The 14,778-nt window shown below is 51.4% G+C and carries 19 protein-coding genes; 16 read left to right on the plus strand and 3 right to left on the minus strand.

Annotated features, from left to right (window positions below; genetic code table 11):
• The 3 genes from GOV87_RS20090 to GOV87_RS20100 form a co-directional block, all read left to right on the plus strand.
• Positions 1 to 992 (plus strand): helix-turn-helix domain-containing protein (locus GOV87_RS20090; protein ID WP_217360917.1); only part of this gene is annotated, 992 nt, incomplete at its 5' end.
• A 113-nt stretch (positions 993 to 1,105) separates the two neighbouring features.
• Entirely contained in the window at positions 1,106 to 1,468 is a 363-nt protein-coding gene (locus GOV87_RS20095; RefSeq protein ID WP_171212943.1) for a potassium channel family protein, read from the plus strand.
• Between the two features lie 76 nt (positions 1,469 to 1,544).
• A complete protein-coding gene (locus tag GOV87_RS20100; RefSeq protein WP_256369281.1) occupies positions 1,545 to 1,730 on the plus strand; it encodes a DUF1059 domain-containing protein in 186 nt (61 codons plus the stop codon).
• A gap of 243 nt (positions 1,731 to 1,973) precedes the next feature.
• Here GOV87_RS20100 and GOV87_RS20105 read toward each other — a convergent pair whose 3' ends face one another.
• Positions 1,974 to 3,689, minus strand: a complete 1,716-nt coding sequence (locus GOV87_RS20105; RefSeq protein WP_256369278.1) for an adenylate/guanylate cyclase domain-containing protein — start codon at positions 3,687 to 3,689, stop codon at positions 1,974 to 1,976.
• A 5-nt stretch (positions 3,690 to 3,694) separates the two neighbouring features.
• Here GOV87_RS20105 and GOV87_RS20110 point away from each other — a divergent pair, with 5 nt between their 5' ends.
• Positions 3,695 to 4,123, plus strand: coding sequence for an ABC transporter permease (locus GOV87_RS20110; RefSeq protein ID WP_256369279.1), 429 nt, complete (start codon positions 3,695 to 3,697; stop codon positions 4,121 to 4,123).
• Between the two features lie 400 nt (positions 4,124 to 4,523).
• On the opposite strand, the gene GOV87_RS20115 is transcribed toward GOV87_RS20110, so the two are convergent.
• The gene (locus GOV87_RS20115) at positions 4,524 to 5,723 is read right to left on the minus strand and encodes an ROK family transcriptional regulator (protein WP_171212945.1); all 1,200 of its coding nucleotides are present in this window, start codon (positions 5,721 to 5,723) and stop codon (positions 4,524 to 4,526) included.
• Positions 5,724 to 5,908: 185 nt separating this feature from the next.
• On the opposite strand from GOV87_RS20115, the gene GOV87_RS20120 reads away from it, so the two are divergent.
• The 4 genes from GOV87_RS20120 to GOV87_RS20135 all read left to right on the plus strand — a co-directional run bounded on the left by GOV87_RS20120 (position 5,909) and on the right by GOV87_RS20135 (position 9,565).
• Complete coding sequence (locus GOV87_RS20120; protein ID WP_170353723.1) at positions 5,909 to 6,928, plus strand: sugar ABC transporter substrate-binding protein; 1,020 nt, start codon at positions 5,909 to 5,911, stop codon at positions 6,926 to 6,928.
• Positions 6,929 to 7,044: 116 nt separating this feature from the next.
• Positions 7,045 to 8,115: an ABC transporter permease gene (locus GOV87_RS20125; RefSeq protein WP_170353974.1), complete on the plus strand. Its 1,071-nt coding sequence runs from the start codon at positions 7,045 to 7,047 to the stop codon at positions 8,113 to 8,115.
• On the plus strand, positions 8,115 to 8,897 hold the full coding sequence (locus tag GOV87_RS20130) for an ATP-binding cassette domain-containing protein (RefSeq protein ID WP_174825670.1): 783 nt from the start codon (positions 8,115 to 8,117) through the stop codon (positions 8,895 to 8,897). The genes GOV87_RS20125 and GOV87_RS20130 overlap by 1 nt, the downstream gene beginning before the upstream one ends.
• Positions 8,894 to 9,565 carry a uridine kinase gene (locus GOV87_RS20135; RefSeq protein WP_171123475.1) on the plus strand — a complete coding sequence of 224 codons (672 nt, stop codon included), beginning with the start codon at positions 8,894 to 8,896 and terminating at the stop codon, positions 9,563 to 9,565. Before GOV87_RS20130 ends, GOV87_RS20135 begins: the two co-directional genes overlap by 4 nt.
• Positions 9,566 to 9,616: 51 nt before the next feature.
• Here the strand turns inward: GOV87_RS20135 and GOV87_RS20140 are convergent, their stop codons facing one another.
• Complete coding sequence (locus GOV87_RS20140) at positions 9,617 to 9,823, minus strand: hypothetical protein (protein WP_171212946.1); 207 nt, start codon at positions 9,821 to 9,823, stop codon at positions 9,617 to 9,619.
• Positions 9,824 to 9,971: 148 nt separating this feature from the next.
• Between GOV87_RS20140 and GOV87_RS20145 the strand changes: the two genes are divergently transcribed.
• The 8 genes from GOV87_RS20145 to GOV87_RS20180 all read left to right on the plus strand — a co-directional run bounded on the left by GOV87_RS20145 (position 9,972) and on the right by GOV87_RS20180 (position 14,758).
• The gene (locus GOV87_RS20145) at positions 9,972 to 10,304 is read left to right on the plus strand and encodes a zinc-binding dehydrogenase (protein ID WP_256368088.1); all 333 of its coding nucleotides are present in this window, start codon (positions 9,972 to 9,974) and stop codon (positions 10,302 to 10,304) included.
• Positions 10,305 to 10,571: a VOC family protein gene (locus GOV87_RS20150; RefSeq protein WP_171212947.1), complete on the plus strand. Its 267-nt coding sequence runs from the start codon at positions 10,305 to 10,307 to the stop codon at positions 10,569 to 10,571.
• Positions 10,572 to 10,800: 229 nt separating this feature from the next.
• The gene (locus GOV87_RS20155) at positions 10,801 to 11,184 is read left to right on the plus strand and encodes a nuclear transport factor 2 family protein (RefSeq protein WP_171123467.1); all 384 of its coding nucleotides are present in this window, start codon (positions 10,801 to 10,803) and stop codon (positions 11,182 to 11,184) included.
• Between the two features lie 136 nt (positions 11,185 to 11,320).
• Complete coding sequence (locus tag GOV87_RS20160; RefSeq protein ID WP_171212948.1) at positions 11,321 to 11,824, plus strand: aggregation factor core; 504 nt, start codon at positions 11,321 to 11,323, stop codon at positions 11,822 to 11,824.
• Positions 11,825 to 11,837: 13 nt separating this feature from the next.
• The gene (locus GOV87_RS20165) at positions 11,838 to 12,290 is read left to right on the plus strand and encodes a TspO/MBR family protein (protein WP_171123463.1); all 453 of its coding nucleotides are present in this window, start codon (positions 11,838 to 11,840) and stop codon (positions 12,288 to 12,290) included.
• An 11-nt stretch (positions 12,291 to 12,301) separates the two neighbouring features.
• Entirely contained in the window at positions 12,302 to 12,856 is a 555-nt protein-coding gene (locus GOV87_RS20170) for a CIA30 family protein (protein WP_171212949.1), read from the plus strand.
• Positions 12,857 to 12,980: 124 nt separating this feature from the next.
• Positions 12,981 to 14,153, plus strand: coding sequence for an adenylate/guanylate cyclase domain-containing protein (locus tag GOV87_RS20175; RefSeq protein WP_171212950.1), 1,173 nt, complete (start codon positions 12,981 to 12,983; stop codon positions 14,151 to 14,153).
• A gap of 44 nt (positions 14,154 to 14,197) precedes the next feature.
• Positions 14,198 to 14,758, plus strand: a complete 561-nt coding sequence (locus GOV87_RS20180; RefSeq protein ID WP_171212951.1) for a hypothetical protein — start codon at positions 14,198 to 14,200, stop codon at positions 14,756 to 14,758.
• Positions 14,759 to 14,778: the final 20 nt, after the last annotated feature.

Here is a 14,778-nt window from a genome sequence, read left to right on the forward strand (position 1 = left end):
ATGTACCGATTGGAGCCAATGCACCGAGGAAAATCGATATGAACTTTTTTAAGGAACTTGGCGAAGGCAAACCGGAGCTTTTTGCGGCAACCGTACGTGAAGCAATGACAGGAGAGGTTTTCGATGGCGATGTGATACAGTTGGGAAAGGGGGCTGACGAAGGCGCAATTTTCACAGCTCGTTTAGGGCTTTCCCGTTTGTCTAGTATCCGCTTCAAGCCCAATGCATTGGTGAGAACCGCACAAAGTGAAAGCTTCGCTAATTTCACTGTACCAATCTGCGCTTCAGAGTTATGGACGGTAAGTAGCGTTCCTTTGAAAGAAAACTCCGTTTTCTTCAATTTCACTGCATCGGAAACCGAGGTAGTCGCGCGCAATCGAACTTCGTTATGTGGTCGTGTGCCCTTGCAACGATTTCTCAAAGAGGTTCAACTTTTTTCCGGCAGAAATACATCGGATTTTCGCGGACCAACGGTTATCGTGAAACTGTCTTCTGATTTTCACGCAGCTTTGGTGCGAACACTTAGCTGCATAATGAACCAAGCCGATGGTCAATATACCCAGAGTGATTTGGAGGCGCGTCTTGCAAGGACGCTTGCGATCTTCTTTGCCTTATCTCTGAATAGTGGGAATGCACGCAAAGCGACTTGGTCTCAAAAAGTGGGTTTGGTCTCAAAAGCACGAGAGTACTATTCTTCCGCCTTGTCAAAAAGGCCATCAGTGGCAGATCTGTGTCGAGTAACCGCGGTAAGCGCGCCAACATTGATCTCAGCATTTCGCGACGTAACGGGTGAAACACCAGCACGATTTTTTGCTCTTCAAAGACTGGCCAATGTCCATGATGAACTTGTTCAGGCGTCTCAGCAAAAACCCATGGTGAAGCAAGTGGCGCTCGCTCACGGATTCACCGATTTGGGACGATTTGGGAGCCTGTACAAAAGCATATATGGAATTTTACCATCAGAGCAAATTGAGCGTTCTGTACCCATTTGACCGGTTGTCTTTTTAGTTCTGCCGAAAACCGATTAATACGAATCTCGGCTCCGATGTAGCAGAGTTCCCTTGACGGATTGCAATGGCACCTCAACGATTTGCCAAACAGAACTATGGATTGGACGGCGGAATGTTTTCATTTTTTTTTGAATTTCTACAGGCTCTTAAAAGCGATTGTCCGCTCGTGGAGTAGCCCTAGATTCCGCGGAGCGCTTACCCTTGCAATACTCTTGTTGCTTTCCGGAACTTTGTTTTATGTCAGCGTCGAGGGGTGGTCTTGGGTGGACGCGCTGTACTTCAGTGCAACTACTATTTCTACGGTTGGCCTCAGTGACCTAACGCCCGTAACCGACACAGGAAAACTCTTTACCGTGTTGTATATTTTCGTAGGCGTCGGGGTCTTCATCACGCTGTTTGTACAATTCACACATGCCCTTCTTAGGGACTACGATGAGAAAAAGTCGTCAGATAATTGAAGACTGAAGCAACGGTCTTTCGGTCGTTGCACCCTAGCGCTTCGCTCTGCCGTATGCGGTTAAGGTCGTTGAGAAACTGCATTCATATGCCTGCAAGGATTGCGAGGGCATGGAGGCCTGCCCGGGCAAAGTAGTTGCTGCGACCAAGGACGAAGTCTGGAAGCTCATGGAACTGCACGCGGTGGTCGCCCATGGAGAGGACCCCAGCTCGTGGGACGCCAACACTCGAGAATATCTGGAAACACTGATAAAGCCCGCGTGATCAAATAAATTAAGCTTCAAGTTCCTGCGGATAATCGGCCAAAATTTTGGCTTGGTTTGTTTAACCGCGAAGGGCAGCTTTCCTCCGCAACCGGGAAATTGCTAGGCCCATTTGTGATTATCCGGTTTGGACTGCGGCCCACCGCCAAGGCACCTAGAAGCGCAAGGCCATCGCGAACCCAAATCGGAAACGTGTGAGATCGGTTTCCATCACAAACCAACCTGCTACTGCGAAACCCTGCTCTTATTCAGGCAAACCGGCTAGTCGCAAGGACGCACAGTCTTTCTCCAGCCTTTCTCTGTCAGAGAAAAGTTGAGTTTTCGCCCAGTCCGATATGGAAAACTGAGGGCGGTATTTCATCACATTCCGTGCTTCATCGCGAGCGGCCTCAAGGTTCTCCGTCTCTACATGGACGATTACGAGGTCGAGGTGACCAAAGCCTTCAACCCTTTGACCATATTCGGTGAATGCTTTCTTGGCTTCCTCGTATTGACCGTCGAGTCGAAAGGCTAAACCCAGAACGCCTGCATACCAACCTGGATAGTGAGGGTTCAGGGTAATGGCTTGTTGTGCGACTTGGATCGCTTCATTTGCCTGGCCATTGAAAGCTAGGGTGATTGACAGTCTGGCAGCCACGTCAGCGTGGTTTGGATTCAGCGCTAGTGCCTCGTTGAACTTCTCGATAGCCGAAACCAGCTTGCCATCGATTGCATCCGCAAAACCCGCAATAGCGTGAGCCTCTGGGTTGTAGCTGTCTATTTCCAGAGCTCGCTGAGCGCAGTCACGAGCCTCCGCTAGCGCGGCACGCCGGTCAGCAACAAATCCATGTCGTGCTTCGACAGTGCAAATGAATCCCAAAGTACAATACGGAGCCGAGTAACCCGGGTCGAGTGCAATTGCCTGTTGTGCAAATCGGCGAGCGTCGGCCTGAGCTTCCCTGGTAATTCTGCGCGAAGCCTCAACGGCCTTTAGTTGAGCAGTCCACGCGCCTAGGTTATTTGTGCCGGATCCTCTGAAACGAGCCATTTCTCCCGCCAACAGTTCGACTTGAAGCTCGGTTGCAATCCTAAGTGCGATTTCATCCTGAACTTCGAATACATCTTCAATGAGGCGATCATAGCGGTCTGCCCAAATATGCATGCCGGACTTTGCATCGATTAGCTGTGCTGTGATCCTCACCCGGTTACCGCTTTGACGGACACTTCCCTCAAGAACAAGATCGACACCCTGCTCCAGACCGACCTGTTTCACGTCAACGGAGCGACCTTTGTAGACGAATGTAGAGTTACGCGCGACGACCAGTAAATTCGGGAGTTTTGATAAAGTGGTGATGATCTCTTCGGTAATTCCATCTGCAAAAAACTCCTGATCGGGGTCAGAAGAGAGATTATCGAAAGGTAAGACGCCGATTAGCAGAGACTTTGTATGGCTAGCCGGAGTTACTCGCGGTGGGGCAGAACCTGGCGGCGACCATTGGAAAACTTCTATTGGTGACGGCGCGTTCTTAAACTGTCGCTCTCCAGCGCGATAAAATTGCTCAGCGAGGCGCTCGTCAAGGCTGCGATGGACGACATCTGAAATTAACACAGCCCCTTCGTTGGAAGCCTCTTGTAGACGTGCAGATAGATTGATGCCATCGCCGAAAATGTCATCTTCGTCGAATACGACATCTCCAAGATGCACACCCACTCGTAGTTTCAATGAGGACTGAGTTGACACCTGGCTTTGAAGATCAAGGGCGCATCGTACTGCATCAGATACCGAGTTAAACTCGACTATCCATCCATCACCCATCCTCTTAACGACATTACCTCGATGATCGCTAACCAAAGGATCAAATAACTCTCGACGTAGAACACGAAGTTCGCTGAGAGTCCTATTTTCATCTGCCTTAATCTGGCCTGAGTAGTTTACTACATCGGCCGAGAGTACTGCGGAAAGTCTGCGGTCTCCATTCATGTCTATTGGTAGCGCAAATTACGCTGCTTGCTCCATTTGACATTGCCATTGCCAAGATTTGGGCGAATGCAGCAGTGGTTTTGGTCGCGACTGGTCTTTCACTAACCTTTGTGATGCAGGGTTCTCTGGGCATTAGTATCGCTGGACCCAAGATGTTGTTTTTGGTTGGCACGGCGTTGTTTCTTTTTACTGCGACGGCGCTTGGGGTGTTTCTGGCAACCATTGCGCGCTCTATGGCGCAGTTCGCGCTTCTGGTCATGTTGATTGTGCTGCCAATGCTAATGCTGTCAGGTGGAGAGACCCCAATTGAAGGGCAGCCGGCGTGGTTGCAGGCAGGTACTTTGGTTCTGCCGTCACGCCACTACATGTCAGCAAGTCAGGCTATTGTTTTCAAAGGCGCTGGTATTGAGACTGTCTGGCCGGAATTCGTTTGAATGACGTTGTTGGGAACGGCTTTGTTGTTAATGAGTTTACGGCTTTTTCGGCGTTCTCTTGCGCAGATCAGCTAGCGCTCCAATCTGTTGGCTTTGACAGATTGGAGCGCTAACTACTCCGCCTCTGAAGACAGTTTGGATATCTGCTGGTCATAAGTCAGGGCATCAGCGACTGTATGAGCGTTAGCCTAGATATCTCTAGTCATGTTCGTACTATAACCGACGTTAGGTGCTAAGTGATAAGCTTGCGACGCAGTCTTTCAAAGCGGTTGTTCGCGGCCGGTATTTGGTCCAATTCAAGCTGAGCTCGCATGTGCCAAAGCAGCGTTCAAAAGCGGTCTCTTAAAGCATTACTAGCGGCTTCTTCCTACTTTGAAACTTTGACTTCGATGAGTTCTGGCTACATTCCAGAAAGCCCAGCGTTGGTATTCAATAGAAACTGGCGGAAAATTGGGCTGCTAGCCGCCCCAATGCCACGAGCGTTTTCCCCAACCGCTGCGGCCTCCACGACCGGAGGAATCAAACCGCGTTTGTCTTGGTTGATTAAGTAACGGCGAACCCTTGACACCAGTTCTTCCCGAATTTCAGGCGGGAACGCGCCATCGATAAAAATGGCCTCGAAGTCGATGACAGCACAGATTGAAAGAGCGGCCTTAGCTAATTCTTGCGCCGTGGTGCCAATCCATGGTTCTACATAGCGAGAAATGCTGCTCCAATTCTGCGGCTTCTTCCATAGAATCCCCGGGTCGACACCCGCTTCTATCAATCGGTCCTCAAGCAAAAACAGCGACGCCGTGTCGATCAGTTGCTGGCTCTCACCCAAAGGACCGGTCGTGCGCATGGCGCCCAATGCACCGGCATTGCCTTGGTTGCCTTCGAACACGGTGCCGTTCAATGCAACACCGCCGCCGATCATTGAGCCAATAAAAAAGTAGAAGTAGTCACGGTATTCTGCCCCACGCCCATAGAGATGCTCTGCGTGACATGCGGCTGTTGCGTCGTTGACCACAAAAACCGGCAAATCGCTGAACTTGGCGACCTCGGAAAAGAAATTCACGTTTCTCCAAGACCGAAATTTTTTTGCAGCAAGCCCAGACAGATCGTGCCATTTCCAAAGTTCAAATGGGGTCCCGATACCGATCCCACAAACACGATCACGAAGCCTCTGGGGCTCGTGGGACAGAAGCGTTTCCAAACCAGACTCCAAAAAACCGAAAATGACCTCTGGTAGCGGATAGTCATAAGTCGTGGAAAGTTGGCGACGCGGTGTGCCAGTAAAGTCGATCAAGAGCAGATCGGCGCTACGCCTCCCGATCTTCATCCCAACCGACAAGATGCCTTCCGGATTTAATTCCATAGGGATTGAGGGCTTTCCAACCTTCCCGCGCAGTGGGGTTCCACGCTTGAGAATTGTGTCTTTTTCAAGCTTGCGCAAAATGATTGATACGGTCTGAGGAGATAGGCCTGTTAATCGCGCAACGTCGGCGCCTGCGGCGGGCCCATGCCGTTGTAAAACTGTCAAAATCAGACGTTCGTTGTGATCGCGAACCCCGCTTTGACTTACCCCACCGGTCAGTGTGTTGAGCGCCTCTCTTTCCATAGCCTGAACATAAACACCTTATTTTCTTATGAAAAGGTGCTTAGGTAAATTAATAAATAAACTTTATTTATTTATTGACAGAAAGGCTAGAATCACAGTTTCTTGAATTAGACCTTCATTGGAGGATGAGGGCGAGTCTCGTTGGCCTGCCATGCGGGGCATCAACAATTTTCTGGGAGGACTACATGAAAAATCTATTCAAGATAGCCGCATCTGCTACCGCGCTTACGGTGGCTGCCGCATCTGCCCACGCGGCCGGAGAAACCGTTTGTCTGATCACGAAGACAGATACCAATCCATTCTTTGTAAAGATGAAGGAAGGCGCAACGGCCAAGGCTGAAGAGCTTGGCATGACCTTGAAGGCCTTTGCCGGTAAAATCGACGGCGACCATGAAACTCAAGTTCAGGCCATTGAAACTTGTATTCTCGACGGCGCAAAGGGAATTCTCCTGACGGCTTCGGACACAAGTTCGATTGTCCCCGCTGTTCAGCAGGCGCGTGATGCTGGCTTGCTGGTTATCGCTCTGGACACGCCACTAAGCCCGATTGACTCCGCTGACGCAACCTTTGCGACAGACAACTACAAAGCTGGCCTATTGATCGGGCAATGGGCAAAGGCAAAGATGGGCGACGCAGCGGCTGACGCAAAAATTGCGACGCTTGATCTTAACGTCAGTCAGCCAACCGTGGACGTTCTCCGCAATCAGGGCTTCCTAGACGGCTTCGGTGTGGACCTGGCAGACCCCAATGTCATCGGCGATGAATCTGATGCACGATTGGTCGGCAGTGACGTGACCGACGGCAACGAAGAAGGTGGGCGCCGCGCCATGGAGAACCTTTTGGCCAAGGACTCGACGATCAACGTTGTTCACACGATCAATGAACCAGCAGCGGCAGGTGCTTATGAGGCTCTGAAATCCATTGGGCGTGAAAACGATGTGCTGATCGTTTCGGTCGATGGTGGCTGCCCCGGTGTACAAAATGTGCAGGCCGGAGTTATTGGAGCTACAAGTCAGCAGTATCCGCTTTTGATGGCTTCGCTTGGGGTCGAGGCTGTTAAAAAGTGGGCTGAGGAAGGCGTAAAGCCAGAAAACACACCCGGAAAAGACTTCTACGATACCGGAGTCGCTCTCATCACGGACCAACCTGTTGATGGCGTGGAATCGATTTCGGTCGCCGAAGGCTTGGAGCTCTGCTGGGGCTAAATCAGACCTAATGTATGAGGTGCATGAGAGCGCCTCATCACTCCTTTCACCAGCAAACCGAAACTTCCTGTACACTCATCTCGTGGGCATTACATCGCCCGCGAAAAGGGGGAGATATGTCCGAAGCAAACCAGAGCGCCAAGGAATTTGAATCCGCTGCCAGCAGGACAGAAACTGTTGCAGCTTTTGAGGACCATCGGCGTGGCGTTTTGGGGAGGTTGCAGCATCTTCTCCACGTCAACCCATCTTTTGTGCCGCTTATCGTTCTGGTCGGTGCGATTTTGATTTTCGGACTGCTATTGGGATCGAAGTTCTTCTCGCCTTTTGCCATGACCTTGATCCTCCAGCAGGTTCAGATCGTCGGAATCGTGGCCGCAGCTCAAAGCCTGGTTATTCTGACCGCCGGCATCGATCTGAGCGTCGGCGCAATTATGGTATTTTCTTCTGTTATCATGGGGCAGTTCTCTTTCCGATACGGCATTCCAGTGCCAATCGCTGTAATGTGCGGGCTTGCGGTTGGAACCTTGATCGGAGCACTGAACGGCTGGCTTGTCAGCCGCGTTAAACTTCCCCCCTTCATTGTCACACTAGGGATGTGGCAGATCGTACTGGCGACTAACTTTCTGTATTCCGCGAACGAGACTATTCGCAGTCAGGATATCGAAGCCAACGCTCCCTTCCTTCAATTCTTTGGAACCAAGTTCAGCATTGGTGGAGCGACCTTTACTGTCGGCGTCATTTTCATGCTCGCCCTGATTTTTGTGTTGGCCTATGCACTTAAACACACGGCTTGGGGAAGGCACGTCTATGCCGTGGGTGACGATCCTGAGGCGGCCGAACTATCAGGTGTCAACGTCCATCGAACACTCATGTCCGTCTATATGTTGTCTGGCTTGATTTGTGCCTTCGCGGGCTGGGCTCTGATTGGGCGCATCGGATCAGTCTCGCCGACGTCCGGCCAATTGGCCAACATTGAAAGCATCACTGCTGTTGTGATCGGAGGTATCTCTTTGTTCGGTGGACGGGGGTCCATTCTGGGGTCACTATTCGGCGCACTGATCGTCGGCGTGTTTACTCTTGGGCTAAGGCTGCTCGGCGCAGACGCGCAGTGGACCTTCCTGTTGATCGGTCTTCTCATCATCGCAGCGGTCGCAGTCGACCAGTGGATCAGAAAGGTATCGGGCTAATGTCAGACACAACTCCAGTCGTCCAAGGGCGCGGGATCGTGAAGCGCTATGGCCACGTCACCGCCATCGACCATTCCGACTTTGAACTGCGGAAAGGAGAAATCCTTGCAGTTATTGGGGACAACGGTGCGGGTAAATCTTCCATCGTCAAGGCGATTTGCGGGGCCACCATCCCGGATGAGGGCGAGATTCTGATCGAAGGGAAGAAGGTAAACTTTACCTCTCCAATCGACGCCCGCAATATGGGTATCGAAATTGTCTATCAACAGCTTGCCATGTCTCCTGCCCTTTCGATTGCGGACAACATGTTCATGGGGCGCGAGATCCGCAAAAAGGGGTTCATGGGCAAATACATGCGTCAGCTCGACCGGCCAGCTATGGAGAAGTTCGCCCGTGAAAAACTGACCGAGCTTGGCCTTATGACAGTGCAGTCGATCAATCAGGCAATTGAGACGCTGTCTGGCGGCCAGCGTCAAGGCGTTGCCGTTGCGCGCGCAGCCGCCTTTGCGACCAAGTTCATCATTATGGATGAACCGACGGCTGCTTTGGGCGTGAAGGAAAGCCGCAAGGTGCTTGAGCTGATCCAGGACGTACGGGCGCGTGGTATTCCGATCATTTTGATCAGCCACAACATGCCGCATGTCTTCGAAGTCGCTGACCGAATTCATGTGCACCGGCTCGGTAAAAGGCTCTGCACGATTGATCCCAAGGACTACACGATGTCCGACGCCGTGGCCTTTATGACCGGCGCCAAAGAACCACCAAAAGAAGACGCCGCGTGATCGAGCAGGATGCAAAGCGCGTGTGCGACCTGATCTCCTCCCGGAAGCAGGTTGGGGTTCGGACGATTGTCGCAATCTCCGGCCCCCCTGCATCCGGAAAGTCGACCCTGGCAGAATCCGTTGTGCAATCGCTGAACGCAAAACAGAACTCGGCGGTTCCTTTAGCCACGTTAGTGCCTATGGATGGCTACCATTTAGACAATCGTGTACTTGAAGCGCGAGGATTTCTGGCGAGAAAAGGCGCGCCAGAAACCTTCGATGCAATTGGGTTTTGCAATGCAATTAAAAAGTTACAATCCGCACAGCATGAATCATTTCACCCCAGATTTGACCGTCAAATGGATCTCGCCATTGCCAACGCGATTGCGGTTCACCCCGACACTCGGACTGTTGTTGTTGAAGGGAACTACCTTCTGATGGATAGCGACCCGTGGAGAACATTGGCGGATGTCTATGCCGCAACGGTTTTTGTCAGCCCAACTTTGGAAGAACTCGTAAAGCGGTTGCATCACCGCTGGATCAAGCATGGATTTGATCCGAAAACCGCGTTGCAACGCGCGAAAACGAACGATCTGCCCAACGCTGAACGTGTCATCCGTGATAGTCGGAAAGCCGATCTTACACTGAACCAGAATTACACCGAATTCGGGATGCGCTATGCATTCTGAGTTTGCGCATTGGATTCACCCATCCGTTAAAGCAGCACCTCTAGGCGGGTTTTACTGCGTCCCATCAATGTAGATCCGAATCGAGCCGAATTTCTGCTTGATCTGGCCGACCGATGGATAGCTTTCCTCACGCCGGTCGCAGTGCTTCTTGATCGCTTCAAAGCACTCGGTGACAATCCGAACCCAGCCCAGATTGTCTTTTCCGAGGTGCTTCTCAACGGAGCCGCGGATGTCATCATAACCGAAGGTGTTAGTCATCTGCCGGATCCCCGGTTCTAGGGGGGTCGGATTCTTGCACTGAAGCGATTTCCTCTAGCGCGGCGATGAGACGATGCAGGCCTTTTTTCTGCCTCTGCCGCCACCGTCAATTTGAGAGCAGAGAAGTGTTCGTCCGGTAAACCATTCCCTGCTTTATGCTTCCCAAGCTGGAGAGGTGATGACACCTCAAGGTCGCTTTGGGTTGATTGATGATCCTGAAACCTTCGACATCGCGCCTTTCAAACCCAAATCGATCTCATTGCATTGGGAGTTCATGTACACTCGGTCGCTTTTTGCGACTGGAGATATGAACCGTCAAAGCGAAATCCTGAATCAGGTCGCTGGGTTGATAGATGACGGAAAGATAAGATCCTCAGCGACCGATACACTTGGTAGGATCAATGCTACAAACTTAAAGAAAACGCATGCTATCCTTGAAAGCGGCAGGGCCAAAGGAAAGCTCGTGCTTGAGGGTTTTTAGATGAGAATTGAACGGCTGGATCATGTGAACATCGTGACGACTAGGTTGCCTGACATGGTTGCTTGGTATGAAGAGGTCCTGGGTTTGAAACTCGGGACCCGCCCTGATTTTCCGTTCCCCGGAGCTTGGTTGTATGCGGGTGATCACGCAGTGGTTCATCTTGTGGGTCACGAGGGAACGCCAAATGTCGGCTCCGAAGTGAAGCTCAAGCTCGAGCGCATTCGAAGAAAAACTGAGCTCGAATCAGATCAAGTACCGCAAAACTGACGTCCCGGGCGCCCGAATGGTCCAAATCCATGTGGCCGATCCTGATGGAAATCACATTCACATAGACTTTGAAGAAATCGAGTAAGGGACAAACACTCGAAATAGTCGGAACGCAAAACTAAACTCGTAAATTCTTGCCGATTAGTGATCGAGATCATTACTGGGTTGCTTCCAAGAATTACCCGGACCAACATTTTTGGGCGGTACAAGCGTCGAATTGGAGATCAGCATTCTGGACCTCGAAACCAACAAGAAGAATGTCATTGCTTTCTACGAAATGATGTTCAATGAGTGTCGGCCTGCGGAAGCCATAGATATCTTTGTTGGTGATACCTATACGCAGCACAACCCGCATGTTGGCGACGGCAAGCAAGCGTTTATCGAATATTTCGAGCGCATGGCCGCCGAATATCCGGGAAAGCGTGTGGATATCAAACGTGCGTTTGCTGAAGACGACCACGTTGTTCTGCATTGCCACCAAATCTGGCCTGATGGTCTCGAGTACGCAGGTATCGATATTTTTCGCCTGGATGCTGAAGGTAAGGTTGTCGAACACTGGGACGTTCTTCAGGAGGTTCCGGCAAACAGCGAGAATGACAATGGCATGTTTTGACTTAACCGTTCTGACAGCGGTGCATGGAGCTTTGAAAGCTCCTGTCGGCTAAACCACGATAGTCAGAGGGCATAAGTCTGATCCAAGAAACCCGCCGAAGCGTATCTATCAAGAACCCTTTAGCAAGGAGATAAATATGCTCCCGAAGAGTATTCTCGCGGCGACCCTTGGATTATTTGCAGCTACTTCGCTTCAAGCCGGTGTACAAATTCGCTTTATAGAAGGAGCACCCAAGGACCGTTTTGTTCTGACAAACGTTGGAGCTTGCGAAGTAGAAGCCTCGATCCTCAAAATTGACTTGTCGAAATCTGCGGGACGTCTGATTTTCGACGTTACTGAAAAGGGTGCGGGCGTCGAGGTCTTCCAGCCTCTCGAATTCGTTGAGGGTGCGGATGCTCTGCGGCAAATTCCAGCGGTCGTGGACGGGCAAGATACAATAGAACTTGAAATCGCCTCCCTCGCAGCCGGGGACACACTCGCCTTTACCATCGATGTCGATGATACTATCGGGCAACGCGAAATCACTGTTACAGGCTCGGAGATCGAAGGCGCCACGGTGTCCTATACCGTTGCGGAAGAGACCAGTACTGCGACCTTCTCTTCGGACGCGCTTGTAAACGTGACGACCAGGGACTGCTGAAAGCCATCCTACAATGTCGAATTGGTTGATCCGCATAGCATTCCTCGCGCTTATGTTGGGAGGCGGCATTCTGATCGGAACACTGACCGCACCTGGCGAATGGTATGCGCAGCTCTCTAAACCGGCTTTCAATCCACCAAATTGGATTTTTGGGCCGGTTTGGACGGTGCTTTATGTGTTGATCGCCATGGCGGGTTGGCGTCAGTTTGAAGCAGATCGAAGCTCGACCGCCATGAAGCTGTGGTGGGCGCAGATGAGTTTGAACTTTTTGTGGTCGCCAGCCTTTTTCGTAATGCAACTGCCGTGGTTTGCCCTTGTGATCATTGTCGCGTTGTTGGCTGTGATCGTCATGTTCATTGCTCGGGTCAGGAATTCAGATCGGGTTTCCGCACTGGCTTTCCTGCCGTACTTTGCATGGGTCGCATTTGCCACGGCGCTGAACCTCTCCATTGCGATACTGAACTGACAAGGAACAATATGCGTGCAAACTTCATCGGGCTTGTTTCAGGTTTTGTTATCATCGGATGCACAATGGCTCAGGCTGATGAAAAACTGACTGAAGACTTTTCCAAGTCTCCGGAGACGCGTTGGGACTACGTTGCCGACACCGTCATGGGAGGAGTTTCCTCAGGACAGGTGCAGTTTCGTTCGGAAGGTGATGTTGCATTCGCGCGGCTGACCGGAACCGTGAGTACAGAAAACAACGGGGGCTTCATCCAGTTCCGACGCAAGTTGTCTGAGCGACTAGATGAGGCTGTATCAGGCGTCAAGCTATTGGTACGGGGGAACGGCGAGCAATACTTCGTTCACCTCAGAACACGTGGCACGGTGCTTCCGTGGCAATACTACCAGGCCGCGTTCGCAACTTCTGAAGACTGGACCGAAGTCTATTTGCCTCTGTCAGGCTTCAAGGCTTCAGGTGCCATGTTGCGCGCTATTCCCGATGCGGATGCAATAACCTCATTTGGGGTTGTAGCCTTCGGGCACGATCATGAGGCCAGCGTAGATGTCAGCGAGATTGGTTTCTACTGAAGGTCGCCCGGGTGCAACGCTCCAATCTTCGTTGAACCAGCCAGATCAGGCGACTCAAAAAAGCATGCGACAATGCAAATCCAATAGCCTTTGCTCATCCTTTGCAAGCGACTAACTTGGGTACATGGAAGAAGTCACCCGACTAACCGAATGGATGATTACAGAAGGTCGTAGCTCCGGCGATCCTGTAAAAGTGGTGTCACACTTTTGTTCCTCCTTGGTCGAAGCCGGAGTTCCGCTGTGGCGAGTAAACATTGGCCAACGCTTTGCCAATCCATTGCTTATTGCTTGGGGCGTGGTTTGGACGCCCAACGGCACCGACAGCTACGATGTCACCCATGAGACGACGTTGACGGATGGTTATGTTGGGAGCTCATTTGAGTATATTCTGGCGAATAGAAAGCCGCTTCACAAAAGTCTTCAGCAACTGGACTCAGAAACAGAGCATTCATCCTATTTAGAGTTTGCAGAGCAAGGCGGCACCGACTACTACGCTACTTTGCTTTATTATGGTGATGGATCGCTGCATGGTTGCACGTTCATTACACAGGCGCCGGATGGATTCTCGACGGAACATCTAAGGCTGATTGAAGCGGTCTTACCGGCCCTTTCTTGCGCCTTGGAACCTGTGACGATGCGAAAATCGTCTAAAGGTCTACTTCGAACTTATTTAGGAGATGGGCCTTCCGAGGCAGTCTGGAGCGGAAACATCAAGCGCGGTGAGCGAACAACTCTGGATGCCGTGGTTATGTTCTCTGATCTGCGAGGTTTTACGGCATTTTCCGAAACCTCTACGGAAGAAGAAGTCTTCGACACGCTCAGCGACTATTTTGATCTGGTGGTCAACGCCGTGGAAGACAACGGTGGAGACGTCCTCAAGTTTATGGGTGATGGCATCCTGTCGATCTTCACTATCGAAGCTCAAAAAAACCATGCCGACCGTTGCAGAATGGCGGCTCTTGCAGCGCAGAGTGTGCTGAGTGGTTTGAACGCTCTCAACACTAGACGAGACGAGTTCCAAAAACCGCCCTTGGACATTGGAATTGGGATCAACGTTGGGCAGGTCAGCTACGGTAACATCGGCAGCCCCGGCAGGCTTGATTTTACGGTTTTGGGTGGTGCGGTGAACGTCGCAAGCCGAATTGAAAACTTAACAAAATCAATTGGTCAGAGAGTGTTGGCGACGTTAGCCGTTGCAAGTGCTTCACCGAACATGTTCGTTAGCTGTGGGGATCACGAAATACGTGGCCTTGCTCAGCCCATTGAGCTGTTCTTTCTCACTGAAGGGGCGCAATAATCAGGTATTTTTTTAAACAACATACCTTTCCGGGAGCATTCTGAGTGTTTGCAAGAACCATTGCCTTACTGATCTGCGCTGGGGCTTCTCCGTCCACGGCATTGGAGCTTCGCGAAACTGGGCGCTACGAGCTCAACCAACCGGCAAGCCTTGACTACGATCCAACGTTTTGTGGCTTGTGGATTGCCAACGAGGGGCCCGAGGCCATTCTCGTTACATTGCAAGGTGATGAGTTGCGCCGCATATCCAGCGATCTCTTCCGTATCAAGGCAATTGCTATCGAAGGAGATCACTTGTTGGTAGGCGACGGTCTTGGCAGCCTCCAACGTGTCACGAAGGAAGGAGTCACTTCAGGAGCACCCTTTGAACTTGAAGGTGGATTTGCGGATACCGAAGGGATCGCGATCAATGCAAAGGGGCAGATCGTGACCGTAGAAGATGATCCGGAACGGTTGTCCTGGTTCACTTCAGAAGGCGTCCTTACGGCAAGGTTGGATACCATGAAGCTCTCTCCCCCCTTAAGCGAGGCACAGGGCATCGCAATTGACCCACGAACCGGTCACATGTTGATCATCCGCATCATACACCGTTACGCCGCTGACTGAGTGCTGTGATGCAATGTCCC

This window comes from Ruegeria sp. HKCCA5426, assembly GCF_013034585.1.
Classification (GTDB): domain Bacteria; phylum Pseudomonadota; class Alphaproteobacteria; order Rhodobacterales; family Rhodobacteraceae; genus Ruegeria.

Coding starts and splice junctions, on each gene's coding strand:
- GOV87_RS20160 (WP_171212948.1), top strand. CDS start 11,321: ATGCTCCCGAAGAGTATTCTCGCGGCGACCCTTGGATTATTTGCAGCT.
- GOV87_RS20140 (WP_171212946.1), bottom strand. CDS start 9,823: ATGACTAACACCTTCGGTTATGATGACATCCGCGGCTCCGTTGAGAAG.
- GOV87_RS20105 (WP_256369278.1), bottom strand. CDS start 3,689: ATGAATGGAGACCGCAGACTTTCCGCAGTACTCTCGGCCGATGTAGTA.
- GOV87_RS20170 (WP_171212949.1), top strand. CDS start 12,302: ATGCGTGCAAACTTCATCGGGCTTGTTTCAGGTTTTGTTATCATCGGA.
- GOV87_RS20130 (WP_174825670.1), top strand. CDS start 8,115: ATGTCAGACACAACTCCAGTCGTCCAAGGGCGCGGGATCGTGAAGCGC.
- GOV87_RS20175 (WP_171212950.1), top strand. CDS start 12,981: ATGGAAGAAGTCACCCGACTAACCGAATGGATGATTACAGAAGGTCGT.
- GOV87_RS20165 (WP_171123463.1), top strand. CDS start 11,838: ATGTCGAATTGGTTGATCCGCATAGCATTCCTCGCGCTTATGTTGGGA.
- GOV87_RS20150 (WP_171212947.1), top strand. CDS start 10,305: ATGAGAATTGAACGGCTGGATCATGTGAACATCGTGACGACTAGGTTG.
- GOV87_RS20115 (WP_171212945.1), bottom strand. CDS start 5,723: ATGGAAAGAGAGGCGCTCAACACACTGACCGGTGGGGTAAGTCAAAGC.
- GOV87_RS20120 (WP_170353723.1), top strand. CDS start 5,909: ATGAAAAATCTATTCAAGATAGCCGCATCTGCTACCGCGCTTACGGTG.
- GOV87_RS20095 (WP_171212943.1), top strand. CDS start 1,106: ATGGATTGGACGGCGGAATGTTTTCATTTTTTTTTGAATTTCTACAGG.
- GOV87_RS20125 (WP_170353974.1), top strand. CDS start 7,045: ATGTCCGAAGCAAACCAGAGCGCCAAGGAATTTGAATCCGCTGCCAGC.